The organism is Cellvibrio polysaccharolyticus, from assembly GCF_015182315.1.
GTDB lineage: Bacteria > Pseudomonadota > Gammaproteobacteria > Pseudomonadales > Cellvibrionaceae > Cellvibrio > Cellvibrio polysaccharolyticus.
In genome coordinates, this window is sequence record NZ_PRDL01000001.1 from 3,214,185 (window position 1) to 3,231,234 (window position 17,050).

General features: G+C 50.9%; 12 protein-coding genes. 8 read left to right on the plus strand and 4 right to left on the minus strand.

What is annotated here, in order from left to right; all coding sequences use genetic code 11:
• Positions 1-81: 81 nt before the first annotated feature.
• On the minus strand, positions 82-987 hold the full coding sequence (locus C4F51_RS13630; RefSeq protein ID WP_193910674.1) for a LysR family transcriptional regulator: 906 nt from the start codon (positions 985-987) through the stop codon (positions 82-84).
• A 143-nt stretch (positions 988-1,130) separates the two neighbouring features.
• Between C4F51_RS13630 and C4F51_RS13635 the strand changes: the two genes are divergently transcribed.
• Complete coding sequence (locus tag C4F51_RS13635; protein ID WP_193910676.1) at positions 1,131-1,997, plus strand: pirin family protein; 867 nt, start codon at positions 1,131-1,133, stop codon at positions 1,995-1,997.
• A gap of 64 nt (positions 1,998-2,061) precedes the next feature.
• Positions 2,062-2,688: an isochorismate family cysteine hydrolase YcaC gene (gene ycaC, locus C4F51_RS13640; RefSeq protein ID WP_193910678.1), complete on the plus strand. Its 627-nt coding sequence runs from the start codon at positions 2,062-2,064 to the stop codon at positions 2,686-2,688.
• Positions 2,689-2,801: 113 nt separating this feature from the next.
• Here the strand turns inward: ycaC and C4F51_RS13645 are convergent, their stop codons facing one another.
• Positions 2,802-5,345: a PepSY domain-containing protein gene (locus C4F51_RS13645; RefSeq protein WP_193910680.1), complete on the minus strand. Its 2,544-nt coding sequence runs from the start codon at positions 5,343-5,345 to the stop codon at positions 2,802-2,804.
• 419 nt (positions 5,346-5,764) lie between these two features.
• Between C4F51_RS13645 and C4F51_RS13650 the strand changes: the two genes are divergently transcribed.
• From C4F51_RS13650 to C4F51_RS18355, 4 genes are all read left to right on the plus strand, one after another.
• Positions 5,765-6,382: a Crp/Fnr family transcriptional regulator gene (locus tag C4F51_RS13650; RefSeq protein WP_193910682.1), complete on the plus strand. Its 618-nt coding sequence runs from the start codon at positions 5,765-5,767 to the stop codon at positions 6,380-6,382.
• A 62-nt stretch (positions 6,383-6,444) separates the two neighbouring features.
• Complete coding sequence (locus tag C4F51_RS13655) at positions 6,445-6,885, plus strand: DMT family transporter (RefSeq protein ID WP_193910684.1); 441 nt, start codon at positions 6,445-6,447, stop codon at positions 6,883-6,885.
• 3 nt (positions 6,886-6,888) lie between these two features.
• On the plus strand, positions 6,889-7,641 hold the full coding sequence (locus tag C4F51_RS13660) for a GNAT family N-acetyltransferase (RefSeq protein ID WP_193910686.1): 753 nt from the start codon (positions 6,889-6,891) through the stop codon (positions 7,639-7,641).
• A 134-nt stretch (positions 7,642-7,775) separates the two neighbouring features.
• Positions 7,776-9,428 carry a S41 family peptidase gene (locus tag C4F51_RS18355; RefSeq protein WP_193910688.1) on the plus strand — a complete coding sequence of 551 codons (1,653 nt, stop codon included), beginning with the start codon at positions 7,776-7,778 and terminating at the stop codon, positions 9,426-9,428.
• Positions 9,429-9,646: 218 nt separating this feature from the next.
• Here the strand turns inward: C4F51_RS18355 and C4F51_RS13670 are convergent, their stop codons facing one another.
• A complete protein-coding gene (locus C4F51_RS13670) occupies positions 9,647-10,519 on the minus strand; it encodes a PPK2 family polyphosphate kinase (RefSeq protein ID WP_193910690.1) in 873 nt (290 codons plus the stop codon).
• Between the two features lie 448 nt (positions 10,520-10,967).
• Here C4F51_RS13670 and C4F51_RS13675 point away from each other — a divergent pair, with 448 nt between their 5' ends.
• Together C4F51_RS13675 and C4F51_RS13680 are read left to right on the plus strand one after the other, a co-directional pair.
• Positions 10,968-11,954, plus strand: a complete 987-nt coding sequence (locus tag C4F51_RS13675; RefSeq protein WP_193910692.1) for a hypothetical protein — start codon at positions 10,968-10,970, stop codon at positions 11,952-11,954.
• 212 nt (positions 11,955-12,166) lie between these two features.
• Complete coding sequence (locus C4F51_RS13680) at positions 12,167-14,764, plus strand: AAA family ATPase (protein WP_193910695.1); 2,598 nt, start codon at positions 12,167-12,169, stop codon at positions 14,762-14,764.
• A gap of 211 nt (positions 14,765-14,975) precedes the next feature.
• Here the strand turns inward: C4F51_RS13680 and C4F51_RS13685 are convergent, their stop codons facing one another.
• Positions 14,976-16,868 carry a methyl-accepting chemotaxis protein gene (locus C4F51_RS13685; RefSeq protein ID WP_193910697.1) on the minus strand — a complete coding sequence of 631 codons (1,893 nt, stop codon included), beginning with the start codon at positions 16,866-16,868 and terminating at the stop codon, positions 14,976-14,978.
• Positions 16,869-17,050: the final 182 nt, after the last annotated feature.

Below are 17,050 nucleotides of genomic sequence, written 5' to 3' on the forward strand. Positions count from 1 at the left end.
GCGTTTTTGGAACAAACATCCTGATGACAAACGGACGGAATGATTAAACAGCGCCGAAAAAATTGAGCGCTTTTCAACAGCTCAATCCTCATCCAACGCTTTGAATTGTTCATCCAGATAATCAATCAACGCGCGTACCGCAGGCAGCAGTCCGCGCCGCGATGGAAATACCAGGTGAATAATTTCCCGGCGCGGTGCCCAAGCGGGGATAACTTTTACCAGCTGTTTTTCACTCAACTGCGAAAGCATCATCATCGCCGGCAGCTGCACCACCCCCACGCCAGCCACCGCGGCATTACGCAATGCCATCATGCCTCGCGTCACCAGACGCGGACGGTGCACTACCGTTACTTCTTCACCATCCGGCCCGAACAAATGCCAGCGGTGTTGCTCTTGCGGTAGCCCCAAAGCGAGACTCGGCAATGCCGACAAATCTACCGGATGACGCACCGGATCAAACTGTGCCAGCAACGTCGGGCTGGCAACCAGGCACTGACCGCGATCACCCAGTATTTTCAGCACCAGATCACTGTTTTCCAGCGGTGGTGGGCGCACTCTTATCGCCACGTCCACGCCTTCTTCAATAACATCCACCCGGCGGTTGGTTTCTTCCAGGTGCACCTTCACTTGCGGAAAGGCCACCATAAAATTCGCCAGCATTTCTCCTACTCTGGTATCCAGCAAGGCAACCGGACAGGTTACTCGCACGACACCGCAAGGCTCGGAACGGGTGGCCGCAATGGCGTCTTCGGCGGCATCGGCTTCAATCAGCATCGCCCGGCAAGAGGTGTAATAAATTTGCCCGGCTTCCGTCACGGAGAAATGACGGGTAGAACGCTGAATCAAACGGGTATCCAGGCGCGCTTCCAATTCGGCAATACGCCGGCTGATGCGGGATTTGGGGATACCCAGCGCCCGCCCCGCCGGTGCAAACCCGCCGTGCTCGACGACCTGAGCAAAGTAGAAAAGATCATTCAGATCATACATTTGCAGCTTCTCGTGTTGTGACCCGCCCATTGTTCTATAAATAGAACAATCAGTTCAAAAATCGCCTACTACCGGCATTTTCGTCCCGCTCATATGATTTGTCCATGGCATCACGCCACCAACCGGAACCTGTGGAGGTTTTTATGAAAGACATTCTCGGCACTTACCAGGCACCTCGTCCTCATTGGGTTGGGGATGGTTTTCCGGTGCGTTCACTGTTCAGTTACAGCAGCCATGGCAAACACCTGAGCCCGTTTTTGCTGCTGGATTACGCCGGCCCGGCGACCTTCGACCCGACTGATCGGCCACGCGGTGTAGGGCAGCATCCGCATCGCGGTTTCGAGACGGTCACCATCGTTTATCAGGGGGAAGTGGATCACCGCGATTCTACCGGCGCAGGCGGCCATATCGGCCCGGGCGATGTGCAATGGATGACCGCTGCCGGCGGTATTTTGCACGAAGAGTTTCACTCGGAAGATTTCACACAAAACGGCGGCACGCTGGAAATGGTGCAACTGTGGGTGAACCTGCCAGCGAAATACAAGATGGACAAACCGGGCTATCAAACCCTGTTGAACGCGGATATTCCCTCCGTGCCACTGGCAAACGACAGTGGTTACACGCGGGTCATCGCTGGCGACTTTGAAAATTACCATGGCCCGGCGCACACCTACACGCCGATTAACGTCTGGGATATCCGCTTACGGCAAGGCAAGGCACACACCTTCAAGATACCGGAAGGCCACACCCTGGCACTGGTGGTGTTGCACGGGCAGGTACGCGTCAACGGTGGCGATGCGGTAGCACAAGCGCAATGGCTACACCTCGATCGCGAAGGTTCTGCGGTGCACATTGAGGCGAGCAGCGATGCCACCGTGTTGTTGCTGAGTGGCGAGCCTATTGATGAGCCCATTGTCGGCCACGGCCCCTTTGTTATGAACAGTGAGGCTGAAATCCGCCAGGCGTTTTACGACTTCAGCGCAGGCAACTTCGGCAAGCTGAATCACTGATGACAGCACCGGCAACCGCCGGTGCTTTTTCCCGGCCACAGGCCATTTTTCAAGGAGAGTTACCATGAGCAAACCTTACGTTCGCCTCAATAAAGATGATGTCGCAGTGCTGCTGGTGGATCACCAGACCGGGTTGTTATCGCTGGTACGCGATATTGACCCGGACAAGTTCAAAAACAACGTGCTGGCGCTGGGCGATATTGCTGAATATTTCAAGCTGCCCACTATTCTCACTACCAGTTTTGAAAACGGCCCAAATGGCCCGCTGGTGCCGGAGTTGAAAGAGCAGTTCCCCAATGCGCCTTACATTGCCAGACCAGGGCAAATTAACGCCTGGGATAACGAGGAGTTTGTTAAGGCGGTGAAGGCAACCGGTAAAAAACAACTGCTTATTGCCGGTGTAGTGACAGAAGTGTGCGTCGCCTTCCCTGCGCTGTCTGCCATCGCGGAAGGTTACGAGGTGTTCGTAGTGACCGATGCCTCCGGCACTTTTAACCCGTTAACCCGCGACTCGGCGTGGGACCGTATGTCGGCTGCCGGTGCGCAGCTGGTAACCTGGTTCGGCGTCGCTTGCGAACTGCACCGCGACTGGCGTAATGATGTGGAAGGTCTGGGCAAACTGTTTTCCAACCATATTCCGGATTACCGAAACCTGATTAACAGTTACGAGACACTGACTCGCAAAGCTTAAAAAGCCGTTCAAAAAAGCAACAATGGCGGCGAGGCCTTGTGATATCAGGCCTCGCCGCCAGTCTCTACATGTAATCCCAATAGTTATCCACAGAAGCTGTGCATAATTGCGGATCAATAAACATCCCGACAGTAACGTTTTTGTTCAGTCAGTTGCTGCACGGTTTCTTCACCGAGTATTTCAATCAGCACCTGATGTATGCCCTCGCCCATGCCGGTCAGGCTGCCGCACACGTAAATACTGGCGCCCCTTGCGATCATTTCCTGAACAGCCGCCGATTCCTGCAACAAGCGCTGCTGCACGTAACCGTCACCATCGCGGGAGAAAACCTGATCCAGCCGCGAAAGCACACCGGCGGTTTTCAGCGCTTGCAATTCATCGTCATAAATCGCATCAAACTGGCGGTTGCGTTCACCGAATATCAACCAGGTTTCGTTAATGCTGTTATCGCGGCGGTGATGCAAATGCGAGCGCAAACCGGCGATACCGGTACCGGCACCGACCAGTAACATCGGCGCGACTGTTTCCGGTGCGTGGAAGGCCGGGTTGGTGCGCACGCGAGCGGTGAGTAATTCACCGGGCTGCAAATATTGCGTTAACCAACCGGAACCCAAACCGGGTTTGCCATCCGGCAAATACGCCAAACGAACCACCAGTTCCAACACGCCGGATGCCGGTAATGATGCGATGGAATATTCGCGGTGCGGTAAATCCGGCAGCGCCCACTGCGATACATCGCCTGCCGGTTTTTCGGCGGGTAATTGTTTTTGTTGCAACCAGTTCGCCAGGCTTACGCCTTCAACCGTAGCAGCGGCATCCAGTTGCCAGTGCGCAATCAACTCCGCAATAACCGCCGGGTTATGACGCGGTTTGATATCCAGAATATCGCCTGCCTGCCAGGTGATGCGCTGCTCTTGCGGAATCGCAAAACGCACGCGGTACACCGGGTCACCGGCGCTGCCGGGGTTTAAATGGGTGTTATCCAGTAGCGGCCACTGGTCATAATCCGGTGCCTGCCAGGCTTCAACGTGTTCAGCACCACATACGTCAGCAATCGCGGTTTGCCATTGCTGCAGCGTTTCAATACTGCCGTTATCCACTTCCAGCGCGTCAAAGAAAGGCGCGGCCGAACAGCCGAGTAACCAGTTGTTTACCTCACGGGCAAACACGCAATAATCCGGGTAGCGTTTGTCACCCAGGCCGAGCACCGCAAATTGCAGGTGATCCAGCATGTAGTGTTGCGACATCACTTTTTTAACAAAACTGCGCGCATGATCCGGCGCTTCGCCTTCCCCGAAGGTGGATAACAGCAGCACCAGCTTGTCGGTTTTTTCAAGCAGCGCGGCATCGACTTCATGCAGGGGTTTTACGTCCACACCCTCACCGCCCGAGGCAAGAATACTCGCGGTGTGCCAGGCAAGCTGTTCTGCCGTTCCTGTCTGGCTGGCATAAACCACCAGATAACCCACCTCGCCGGTTGCCGATACAAATTGAGTAGCACCCGCAGACGCCGCACGGGTTTCGCGCTTTTTACGGCGACGGTCGAAATACAACAGGAAGCCGGTAATCATAAACAACGGCATCGCCAGCGAAGCCACCATATTGACCACGCGGCCGGTGGTGCCAAACCAGTCGCCAACGTGCAAATCGTACACGCCCTGGTAAATGCGTTTACCCAGGGTATCTGCCTGCTGGTAAGGGCGCTCGCGCACCATGTCGCCGGTTTGCAAATCCAGCGCTACCTGATTGCTTTGGCGGTTGTGCAAGGCATCCGGCAGCACAAAAAATACCTCAGCCGCTTTGGCATCGCCCTGCGGCAAACTGATAAACGCGGTGCGGTATTCGCCATCGCTGTAACGCAAAAAGCCGCTCCATGCTGCATCAATGGAAGGCACTTCACCGGTTTCCGGCGGCGGCGTAAAACCACCGCGCGCCCCGCCTCCGCCGCCCCGGCGTTGCTCCGGCACTTCACCGGTCAGCAGCCACGACATGCTGGTGCGGTACCAGGAATAAGACCAGTAAAGCCCGGTAAACGACAGCAACAAATACACAATCAACACCCAGGTGCCGATGACCGAATGCAACGACCAGTAAAGGCTGCGGCCACGCAAACGAAAATCCAGCCGCAGCCAGGCACGCCAGTTCAGCGCACGGCGCGGCCAGCGTAAATACAAACCGGAAAGCGAAAGATAAACCAACGCAATGGTGCTAAAGCCAGTCAGGTGACGCCCCCAGTTGATACCTTCTCCAGAGGGAATCAGCAACCAGCGGTGCAAACTGCGCACATCACGGAAAAATTGTTCACCGCGAATTTTGCCCAGTAACTCTCCACTATAAGGGTTGAGGTACAGCGACTCACCGCGGCGGCTTTCCGGGGTTGAACGGGTGCGCACCACGACCGCACGCGACGGATCGGAAGAAAGTGTCAGCTGCTGCACACCGGCGTCCGGGCGGTGCTCGTTAAAGCGGCTGACAATCGCATCGGGCGTAAGCCGGTTGCCGTCCGCCGGTACTTCAACGTACACCACATCGCTGCTCATCCATTCCATGATTTGCCGTTCAAAGCTCATCATGCCGCCGGTCACACCAATAATGCCCAGCACAATGCCGGCGGTGATGCCCAAAAACCAATGCAACTGAAACGTCCAGTTCTTCACTACCACTACTCCACAACAAAATCTGCCCGCTCACAGCACAACCGCCTGCGTGAGCCGGGCATCAATAACAAAACCAATAAAGAAAACACCCGATGCTTCTATCGGGCGGGGTAAAAACAGGCAAGCAGCTGCAACAGCTACCGGGCAGATCGAGGAATCGATAACGGATATGATAAGTTAATGATAATTATTATTAAATATAAAATTAAGGAAAAATAGTGAATTGAGGCGACTCGCGCTTTCAGAAAGGCTCAGACAAGGCTGACAGAACATCGTAAAATCACTACGCCGGGCACCAACTGATGAGAAAACAACACTTGCGTGGCTGATGCTGTAACAAGGAAATATCGCCCGCAATATAAGTCACAAACACCGGCAAAGCTCACCGGCTCAATAACCAGCAACACGGCCCCGCCAGCATGAAAAAAACCCAACTCGAATCGCTTGCTTACCACGCCATGCGCGAAACCATGCACCGTTACTATCCGCTGAGCGACGATACCTGGCAGCGGCTAACCGCCCTTTGCCGCTTCCGTGAGTTGGAGAAAAATGCGGTGCTGTATAGCCTGGGCGATATCCCGGTGAGCTTTTCGTTTGTGCACCAGGGGCTGTTTCGCGTGTTCATCACCGATGCCAAAGGCAATGAATACAACAAGAATTTTTTCTCTGAAGGTATGTTTCCGGGTTCCATATCCGCGTTATTGCAGTCGCAACCTTCTGCGTTTTCCATCGTCGCGCTGGAGCCTTCGGTCATTATTGAAATTGACTTCAAAGGTTTTCGCCAATTACTGAATGACTGCGATGACCTCAAGTGGTATCAGATTCATTACCTGGAAAAAAACTGGCTCATTTTAAAAGAAGCCCGTGAAGTCGAAATCGTGCAGGAAGATGCCACCTCCCGCTACGCCCGCTTTTGCGAAAACCACCCTGATTGGCTGGCGCGTTTACCGCAGCACCACATTGCCTCCCACCTTGGCATTACCCCCACACAATTGAGCCGCATCCGCAAAAAAATAAGCGGGCATCAACCTATGTAAATGAATCGCACATCGCCCTCGCCTATTCTGGCTACTTCAACAGTAGCCAACAGGAAAAGCGTATGACGATGTTCTGGTTACTGGCCAGCATTGCCGGGGCAGCGATAGCCTTGCAGGCGGTTATGAATGCGCGGCTGGGTGTATTGCTGCACAACCCGTTACTCGCCACCACCATCGCCTTTGGCTGCGCCTGTCTGGTTACTTTAGTGGCGGTATTGCTGGTAAACCGGTCGGTGCCCGACGGCAACACCTTGCAAAAAATACCATTGTATTTATGGGGCGCCGGGCTGCTCAGCGCTTTTGGCGTAGGCACCTTTTATTACCTGATTCCGAAAATGGGCGCCGGGCCAATGATGTCCTGGGCGCTGGGCGGGCAAATATTATTGGCCATGCTGATCAGCCACATGGGCTGGTTTGATCTGCCCATCAAACCGATAACGCTGACCAAAGTCGCCGGTGTTATTTTTCTTATCCTCGGTATTTTATTGATCAACCGGAGTTAACGCATGAACGCAATATTACAGGCACGTAACCTGAATAATTTAACCAACCTGTGGAAAAAACTCGGCGCACAACCGCCCGCTTTTGTCAGTGACAGTACGGATATTTTTCAGTCCCCCAGCTGGCCCAACCGCTGTTGGCTGGATGCTTTTGCAAGCAGCGATCGCGTTTCACATTTTACCGGGCAGATTAAACATTTTCCCGTGCGCATTATGGTTCCGGTGTGGGGTATCAATACACAGCAGGATGAAGAACTTGAAGCAGAATTGCGTTTGCAAGGTTTTGCACCGACCTTACTGCAAACCGGTATGTATCTCGATCTTAACGAAAGTAGCAATACCAGCGAGAACGGCCTGACTATTTATAAAGTGACAACACCGACTCAGGTAACAGAATGGACACGCGTTGCCAGCGCAGCATTTGGATATGCCATTGATGAAACGGTGATTGCACGACTGCCGGGGCAAGCGGATATTGAACTGCTGTTGGTAAATGAAAAAAACCAACCGCAAGCCATAGCCACCGCACTGTTATTCGCCACCGGCGACACTATTGGCGTGCATATGGTCGGCGTAGCACCGCACGGGCGTGGCAAAGGTATTGCGATGCAACTAATGCAATTCATCATAGGCCAGGCAAAACAGCAGGGCTACGCGTATATGACACTGCAAGCATCCCCTGCTGGCGAGGGCATTTACCGGAAACTCGGTTTTCAGCAGCAATTTGTCATGCGCAGTTTTAAACGAACACCGGGCTGAACTTTCGGTAGCTATACCACAGGGTTATGGTCGGCGGGGTTACTCATGCGACGTGGCCTTTCGCGGCGTTTTCTTTTATTCTTCGCCACCGGTGGGCATAGCGCTCCCGGTATTAAGGACTGAAGGAAACCACTGTGAAAATATTTTTGAAACCGGCCAACATGGCCAATCCCTCTTTTTGCAGCCAGCCATGTCTGGTTTTATTATTAACCGGCGTACTGGCATTAACACTCACGGCCTGCGGCGGAAGCAGTAATAAAGGCAGCGGTGGCGCAGCCTCCAGTTCATCAAACTCTTCCAGCCCTCCCATTATTTCCAGCTCTTCGGTTTCGTCTTCATCATCCAGTGCCAGTTCCGTATCCAGTGCCGAATGGGTACAAGGTATTTATCGCGATTCCAGCGAGTACAAAGATTATTGCGAAACACCACGTGTCGGTTACAGCCAGTACACCGGCATCGCATTTCCGGATAAACAAGGCACACTCCTTGATGAAAAAAATTTCCTCCGCTCATGGAGCCATGAAACCTATCTCTGGTTTGGTGAATTACCGGACATTGACCCCACCTTCGGCAATTCTGCACAGGAATATTTTTCCTGGTTAGTTACCCATTCACTAACGGAATCCGGCAGTTTCAGGGATAACTTCCATTTTTCAGAACCGACCGAATATGCCGAGGCCTGGGACGCGGGTGTAACCTACTCTTACGGCATGAAGTTAAGATACTATTCCGTCATTCCTCCACGCGCCTATTATGTGGCTTACGTCGAACCCGGCTCCCCTGCTGCCAATGCAGGAATCATACGCGGTACAAAAATTCTCGAAATTAACGGTTACGATCTGGTTCATGAAGAGAGCATGGAAGGCATAATGGTACTGAGTGATGGATTGAATCCAATCAGAGCGAACGCAATAAATCATTTTACTTTATTAGAGCCAGAAGCAACTGCACCACGTAAAGTGACGTTACAGTCTGCTGATATCGCCATTTCTCCTGTGTTAACTACCAAAGTGCTGGAAAATGGCAATGATAGAGTTGGTTATATCGTTTTTAATAGCCACATTCAAAAAGCGCAGGATCAATGGGTAACTGCCATTCGGCAATTAAAACAAGCGGGCGTCAATGATGTCATTCTGGATTTACGTTACAACGGCGGTGGTTTGTTATCCATTGCCAGCCAGGTTAGCTACATGCTGGCAGGCAGCAATATCCAGTCGGAAGTATTTTACGAACAACTAGAGAACAGCAAAAAACCTGTGCTTGAGCCGTTCCCATTCCTGGATTTCGGCCTCTACGGTGAGAACCAATATCTGGATTTGCCCACACTGGATTTAAAGCGGGTATTCATTTTATCTTCGCGGGAAACCTGCTCCGCCAGCGAAGCCATTATCAACGGCTTGCGCGGTGCCGATATTCCTGTTTATTTAATCGGTGACACCACCTGCGGAAAACCCTATGGTTATTACCCGGAACCTAACTGCGGTACCACTTATTACACCATTCAATTGGCCGGTGTTAATGCTAAAGGTTTTGGAGAATACAGCGATGGCTTTTCTCCTGCCACCGCTTCGGATGGTAAAACACGAGTAGAGGGTTGCTTTGTGGACGACGACCTTAACCACGAGCTGGGAGATCCCAAGGAAGCCATTCTGGCAACCGCACTGGCCTTCCGCGCAACCGGCTCCTGCCCGACCGTCAGTTCAACCATGCTGATAAGAAAAGCAGCACCGGCGGATAAAGGAAGCTTGATGGTACCGGAAACTCAAAAGCTGTTGAAATTAAGATAATAACATTCAATAAAAAGCCCCGGTTTTTCCGGGGCTTTAGAGACTTAGGCTACCAGGTGCCGCCTACCCGTTTGTCATTAGGAAGCTTGTTCCAAAAACACATAAATACCTCCCTGTAGCTCTGTCGAGTCATCCATGACTCGACAGTTTTGGAACAAGCTTCCTAACGACAAACTCGCCTCATACCGATCTCGTGTTTATCGCTCTCTGAAAAAACATCAGCTATCTTCCAGTTTTTTACGATAATCCGGTAAAGCCGCTTTCAGTTCTTCCTTTACTTCCGGCCAACTCAAATTCAATGTTTTTAACGCGGCTAAAACTGCATCGGCAACCGCCAGCCGGGCGTAAGGTTTATTATCGGCAGGTATAACAAACCAGGGCGCATAATCAGTGGCAGTTTTCTGAATAGCCTGTTCATAAGCGTGCATATAATCATCCCAGTGCGTCCGCTCCTCGATATCGCTTTTATCAAACTTCCAGTTCTTCTTCGGGCTATCAATCCGCGACAGCAACCGCTTTTTTTGTTCTTCCGGGGAAATATTCAAAAAGAACTTCAAAATCTTCGTACCACTGCGGGCGAGATGCCTTTCGAATAACGAAATATCTTCCAAACGCTCATCCCATAAATTATCCGTAACCAAACCATCAGGAAGATGTTGCGGTTCCAGAAACTCAGGGTGAACCCGAACAATCAGCGTTTCCTCATACCACGAACGGTTAAACACACCAATCTTCCCTCGCGCCGGTGTGCACTTGGCCGCTCGCCATAAAAAGTTATGCTCCAGCTCCCGCGCCGAAGGCTGCTTGAAACTATGCACCTCGCACCCCTGCGGGTTAACACCAGACAGAACATTCTTGATCGTAGAATCCTTCCCCGCCGCATCCATCGCCTGAAAAATCAATAACACCGACCATTTATGGTCTGCATAAAGCACGTTCTGTAAATCAGAAATTTCCTTCACCCGCTGCTTCAGCAACTGCTCAACTTCCTCTTCCGGAGGCAAGTCATCAGGCAAGGTAAGCCAATCCTTCAACGAAAACTTCTTTCCATCTGTTACGGAAAAACGACAAGAAAAACCTTCATCGATCATTAATCAACTCCCATTCGTGTCTCGCAATTTTCAAATAAAAGTTCATAAAGCTCCAAGCGCGTCTAAATACCTTAGCAGCAAATTTCATAAAGAGTGCGAAAACAAAGCCGCTAAAAGTAAGTAAGCCCTCACACCTAATGAGGATCTGTTTGATACAGAGAGTGAAACTGATTTTTTCGATCGGATGCGAGTTTATTAATTATCGGAATTTTTTGTGAGTAGATGTGGCACCAAAAATCGCTTGCAATTATATGCACCACGATTATTATCAATGATTCACACTGGACGGTTTGCAACATATAAACCATCAAAAGGACAATAAAAGATTTACTCTTTATGTTTTGGCCATCAGCAATTGAATCAACAAGACACAGATTCTATCGAAAAATTTTTGCGAACCAGACCGACCAAATCGGCATAAAACTCTAAGGGAGACTAGGTAAAATTTTTGGATTACTCAAAAATAAAAGATTACATATACGAAAATGTTGGGACACTATTTTGGTCTTCCTACCTATTAATTGGTGGAGGAATGTTTGTTTCTTACTATGCATATATCGGATACATGCCCGATTTCGACCTAAAATCATCAATTACAGTTTTATCTGCTGCAGCAATTACCACTATTATCACTGTTTTCTTGCTATTGCTCATTCTCGTCATTCCTGGCGCCTATTGGAGTAATGCCTGGGCAAACAGCTCCAAACTTAAACACCTATGGGAAAATGAAAATGGCGATAAAAAACACCTAGGCGTAGCCAAGTGGTTTCTGGCACCTATGGTATATTTTTATTTTCTATTGTTTTTTACATCCATTAACTGGCCAGCAACTCTAGCGTGTACAGCATTAGGTGTTGCACTTCTTTGGTTATTAATTAGAAAGGAAAGACAACTGACAAAAAAGGAGCTATCTGAAGAGATCGGCTCTTTTCTCGCAACCTCATTATTCACTAGTTGTTTGATGCTGCTACCAACTTTTCTTATCATTAAGATTACGTCATCTGCTCATAACACACCAAAGGGATCGCCATTAATTATTGGCATTACTGTAGCTGTCATTGTTTTTGTAAACTTCCTTGTAGCAGTAAAGCCTGGCAATATAAAGGCAATAAAATATTACCTAGCTTTAGGGCTTGGAGTTTTGATTTTCATCTTGTCATCTTTCGAAGTTATACATCGCATACCGACCGGAGTTATGGAAGCATATAAATTCGGTAACTTTAAAGCAGAATCAATCGTGCTAAAAGAATCTGCATGCAAAACCATAAAGCTATTAGGAATCACTCCATCAGAGAACGAAACAAATCAATGTGTTTTAAAAGACTCTGTAATACTATCGAGGCTTGGAAACGAGCTTTACATCCGAAATGGTGGCATTGAATTTACAATACAAACCAATCAAGTGAATTCATGGTCAATAATAAATAACAAATAAAATTGAGATCAAGACGGGGGTGCACAGCACCGCTTACTGACAGATAAAGAGTATATGACGGCCAAAACTCATCTATACAACAGTTCATGCGCCATTTGGTGAATTGTTATTCAGAGCAGGATAGCAATCTCTCATCGTCATTGTATTAATTCATCGAAATTATAAATTTATAACAAAGCTTTATAACTACCTCGATAGAAAGGAACGCAAGGATGTCTGATCTAGCGAATGAAGCGGTTGGAGTCAGTGACTTCGAAAAGTGGCTGAATGACCGTAATGGCTGGCTTCAGACAGCCGCCAAACAGCTCATCGATAACAAACGCTTGCCGAATGAGGGTGAGCTTGCAGAGCTGGTTCGACTCTGCAAGCTGGAGGCGGCCAAGCAGGGTGACCCTGGGTTCCTGAAGGTGGCTCCTGGTGCATTTTCGGCTGGGGCGGTGCAACGGGTTGTGCGGGTCGAAGAGGTAACCCAAGTCTTCGGGGTTAACGCGATAAAACTTGGGGCATCTCTACCATTCGGAACGGGCAGTTTGACTGTCATCTACGGGCAAAATGGTTCGGGGAAAAGTGGTTTTGCTCGTCTGCTCAAACAGCTTTGTGGATCTCGTTCACGGGACGAAATCCGCCCGAACGTATTCAGCGATGAAGAGCATGCTTGCAGTGCTCAATGCCGAATCACGATTGATGGCAATTCCCGAGATATCAATTGGCATCCTGGCGCCGAGCCCCATGCGATGCTCAAGTACGCCCAAGTATTTGATTCGAAAGCCGCAACTCAGTACATGGGGCGCACTGAGTCAAGCTATGAGCCGAGCAGCATGCGGTTCATCTCCATGCTCATTCAGATTTCGGGCATGGTTTCTGATGAGCTGGGGCGGGAGAAGGGAAAGCTCGTTAGTGCCCTTCCACAGTTCCCAGGTGATCTCTCAGATACCGCTGAGAAGGCCTGGTTCTCCTCTCTCAAAGCCTCCGCTTCTGCTGAGAAGGTCGAGGCGTACTGCCGGTATGGAAAAGATTTGGACGACGAGCGGGTCAAGGCTGAGGCTCTGCTCGCGGAAAAAGACATCGCGGGTCGCTTGGTTACTATTGGCAAGGAAAGTGTTGCCACCGAAAGTATCAAGCAGGCAATGAAACTGTTGAAAGAAGGCCTCACCGACGAGAAGGCTGATGAGCTGTCGAAGGCAAAAGTATCGGCGGTTGCGGCGAGAAAGACGGCCAACGAAGTTGCGCAGCAGGCATTCGCGAATGCTCCTCTCCAAGGCGTTGGTGAGGCGGCCTGGAAACTTATGTGGGAGCAGGCGCGCGCCTATTCCGTTGCTCATGCATACCATGGTCACGAATTTCCCGTTACTTCAGACGGTGCGCACTGCGTGCTCTGTCAGCAAGAGCTTACGGCTGAGGGCGCCACTCGGCTCAAAAGCTTCGAGGCTTTCGTCACCGCGGGTCTCGAGACTGCGGCGAAAACTGCGGAGGCCGCCAGTGCGGCACTGATCGCGAAGGTAATTCAGGTGCCTTCGATTGAAGACTGGATTGCGCGCCTGGCTCAGTTGCAGTTCGACGAAGCCACGGCCCGTGCCTGGTATGAGTCGTTGAAGTCTAGGCGAGCACAGTTTGTGGAATGTGCTGCCGTGGGAGATATCTCTGTGTTCGGTTGGGCTCCTATCGATCAGGCACTGGAAAAACGAGCTGCCGACTTGCTTGCTGAGAAGACCAGCCTCGCCCAGCTGCAGCAGGATGGGCAGCGGCAGCAGGTCGAGAAGCGAGTGAAGCAACTCAAGGCGCTTCAGTGGCTGTCCCAGAACAAGCCAGCGATTCTCGCAGAGCGTGAGCGGCTAGTAGCTGTCGATCTGCTGGATAAAGCTACTAAGTTAACGGCCACCAATTCGTTGACAACCAAGCGCACCGAGCTTGGGCGTACCGAGCTTGATGCTGGATATCAGGCCCGCTTTGATGCGGAGTTGAAGTCCCTTGGTGGACGGCGGTTGCCAGTTGTGCCGCAGAGCAGGGCTCAAGGAAAAGGAGTTATCACATTTGGGCTCGCCCTTGTCGGTGCTCGGGCTGGATTCACTCCCGATGTCGTACTCAGTGAAGGCGAAACCCGCATTGTTGCGCTGGCGGCATTCCTGGCTGACACAACTGGTTCGAACCAGCTTGCCCCGTTCATCTTTGACGACCCGATTTCGTCTTTAGATCAGGATTTCGAGGAGAGGGTTGTTACCCGGCTTGTCGAGTTGGCGAAGACCCGGCAGGTCATCATCTTCACTCACCGCCTCTCGTTGATTGCACTCGTTGAGGCTGTAATCAAAAAACACGGTGAGAATCCGGCTAACGAGAAAATTACCCACACCGTGCAGTCGCTTCGACGGCTGGATAAGGTTTCGGGAATTCTGGCGCAACACAGTCTGCGGGACGCCAAGCCCGACAAGGCACTTAATGCGGTTAGAGATCACGTCATCCCGAGGCTCAAAAAGCATCAGGCCGATGCCGACGCAGACGGTTATGACCTCACCGTAAAGAGTGCATGTAGTGATTTTCGAATCATCCTGGAGCGAACAGTGGAGTTCATTCTTCTGAACGACGTAGTTGTGCGCTTCAGGCGTGACGTTATGACCAAAGGGAAGCTGAGAGGTATCGCCAAAGTTGTGACAGAGGACTGCGATCTCCTGGATGGGTTGATGACAAAGTACTCGGTTTACGAACATTCGCAAGCGGATGAATTACCCCAAGTTCCGCTGGAGATTGAGGAGTTCGAGCAAGATGTACTGGAACTCATTAAATGGATGGAAAACTTCAAGCATCGAGTAATCTAACTTCAAGCATCGAGTAATCTAAAAAGAAAATGGCAATCGAGCCTCTCGAACAAAGCAGCATTCAGATCAGAATGCTACTTTGTTCGAAATCAGAATTTTCCAATAATCAGATTGAATGGTGAATTCATTTTATACAAGTTACAGCTACAATTTTTAAGTAGGATTTTCCAATTTTACTTTCATCTCTTTTAAGACTTATCCAATAACAGCCTCAAAGCTTAAACCGCCCCACCTCATGCTGCAGTGACTCAGCAAGCCTCGCCAATTCCTGAGACTGCGCTTTGGAAGCCAGTGCTTCTGTGGATAGGTTTTCTGAAACAGCGCGGATAGATTCGGTGTTGCTGTTGATTTCGCTGGTGACCGAGGTTTGTTCTTCGGCGGCGGTGGCGATTTGGATGGCCATGCCGGAAATTTCGTTGATGGCCAGGCTGATTTTTACCAGGCTTTCGCTGGCGGAGTTAGCGTCGGTTACGCTGGTTTCGGCCATATCGTGACTTTGCGTCATGGACTTTACGGCTTTGCCAGCGGTTTGTTGCAGGGTTTCGATCATCTTTTGAATTTCCTGCGTCGATGAATGGGTGCGTTGCGACAGTACACGCACTTCATCGGCAACTACCGCAAAGCCACGCCCCTGATCACCCGCACGCGCCGCTTCAATGGCCGCGTTCAATGCCAGCAAATTGGTTTGCTCGGCAATGCCGCTGATGGTGGACAAAATGCTGTTGATTTCCTGAGAGTGGGCATTCAACTCGCCAATAATAGCACTGGCGGTATCCACTTCATTCGCCAGATTGCGAATGGAGTTCTGGCTTTTGAGTACTTGCTGTTTACCGTGATCGGACAGGCTTACCGCATCCTGTGCGGTTTGCGCGGTGTGTTCGGCGTTGCTGGCAATTTCCTGGGTGGCGGCGGCCATTTCCGTAACAGCGGCGGCAACCATAGTGACTTCGTCCTGCTGTACTTCAATACGCTGGCTGGTTTTGTTGGCGGAATCGCTGGTGTTTTTTGCCTGCCCTTCCAGCTGACCGGCGATATCGTGCATACGCGAAATCATGCCATGCAAGCGTTCAACAAAGCGGTTGAAGCCGGACGCAAGTTTGCCAATTTCATCGTGCTGGCTGGCGGTTTTGATACGGACGGTAAGGTCGCCCTCACCTTCGGCAATGTCGTGGAGCGCCTGGGCAACACGCTCCAGATCGCGGAATTGCAGTTTGAAAACGGCAACCAGAATTAAACCAAACAGCACAATTAGAGCAACACCAACCGCAAACATAATCCACGCCAGCTGAGTGGAATGCGCCATGATTTCCTGCTTGTCCATTACGAAAATCAGCGCCCAATCGGTGTTGGGAATTGCCGTGGTGTACACCAGTTTAATGGCGCCATCCAGGGTGTATTCGTGCAACGCGGTGCTGCTCAGCGATTGGGACAACCAGGCCGTTGTAAAACCCGGAGTGACATCGGTGATTTGTTTTTCATTCAGGGCTTTGTCGGGATGGCTGATAACCAAACCGTTTTTGTGCACCATAATCCCGTAGCCATTGCCGGGAACATGCAGTTTTGCAACCGCGTCGGTTAATTGCTCAATGGTTAAATTGGCTGCAACCACACCGAACAGCTGACCGGAAACCCTGACCGGCTCGGCAATGGTGACGACCTGTTTTTGAAGGGAAGAGCTGATGTAGGGCGCGGTAATTGCCATGGCACCGGCGGCTTTTGCATCTATATACCAGGGGCGTGTGCGCGGATCGAGACTGGCATTATCCAGCGACGCATCCTGATACATCATTACGCCGTCTTCGTTGCCAAAAAACGTGGAGCCGAATTCGGCGGCGTTTTGCGCTTGTAGCAAGTGAGGCCGGACATTGACTTCCGGGTCTGCCTCAATCATCAGTCTTACGCTGTTGATGGTGTTTTTCCGATCCTCCATCCACTGACCTACGCCGCTAGCAAAGGTCGTTGCCAACTGGTCTATTTTCTCCTGCGTATCCGCCATCGCATCCTCGCGGATGAAGTAGGTGGTGAGGCTTACCAGGGTGATGACCGTGACCAGAACGGCGGCCAGGCTGCTGATAAGCAAACGCATTTTGAGAGTTGTGTGCATGGTGATCTTCTTTGGGAGTGGGAGGGTCTGTCGAAAAATCCAGTGTGCGAAAAAGTCTGGCGTGGGCAGTCTTCGAAATACTATCGGCGGCGAGTGCAAAAGCTTAACACTCTACTTGCGGGATTATTACTCAACTCACAACTTTTGACAGATTTTCCCCTCCCGGGGTGCATTCCTGTAGA

What these genes read in the sequence shown, in the direction of transcription:
- C4F51_RS13660 (WP_193910686.1), top strand. Translation starts at nt 6,889, where the DNA reads ATGAACGCAATATTACAGGCACGTAACCTGAATAATTTAACCAACCTG.
- C4F51_RS13630 (WP_193910674.1), bottom strand. Translation starts at nt 987, where the DNA reads ATGTATGATCTGAATGATCTTTTCTACTTTGCTCAGGTCGTCGAGCAC.
- C4F51_RS13650 (WP_193910682.1), top strand. Translation starts at nt 5,765, where the DNA reads ATGAAAAAAACCCAACTCGAATCGCTTGCTTACCACGCCATGCGCGAA.
- C4F51_RS13655 (WP_193910684.1), top strand. Translation starts at nt 6,445, where the DNA reads ATGACGATGTTCTGGTTACTGGCCAGCATTGCCGGGGCAGCGATAGCC.
- ycaC (WP_193910678.1), top strand. Translation starts at nt 2,062, where the DNA reads ATGAGCAAACCTTACGTTCGCCTCAATAAAGATGATGTCGCAGTGCTG.
- C4F51_RS13670 (WP_193910690.1), bottom strand. Translation starts at nt 10,519, where the DNA reads ATGATCGATGAAGGTTTTTCTTGTCGTTTTTCCGTAACAGATGGAAAG.
- C4F51_RS13680 (WP_193910695.1), top strand. Translation starts at nt 12,167, where the DNA reads ATGTCTGATCTAGCGAATGAAGCGGTTGGAGTCAGTGACTTCGAAAAG.
- C4F51_RS13685 (WP_193910697.1), bottom strand. Translation starts at nt 16,868, where the DNA reads ATGCACACAACTCTCAAAATGCGTTTGCTTATCAGCAGCCTGGCCGCC.
- C4F51_RS13635 (WP_193910676.1), top strand. Translation starts at nt 1,131, where the DNA reads ATGAAAGACATTCTCGGCACTTACCAGGCACCTCGTCCTCATTGGGTT.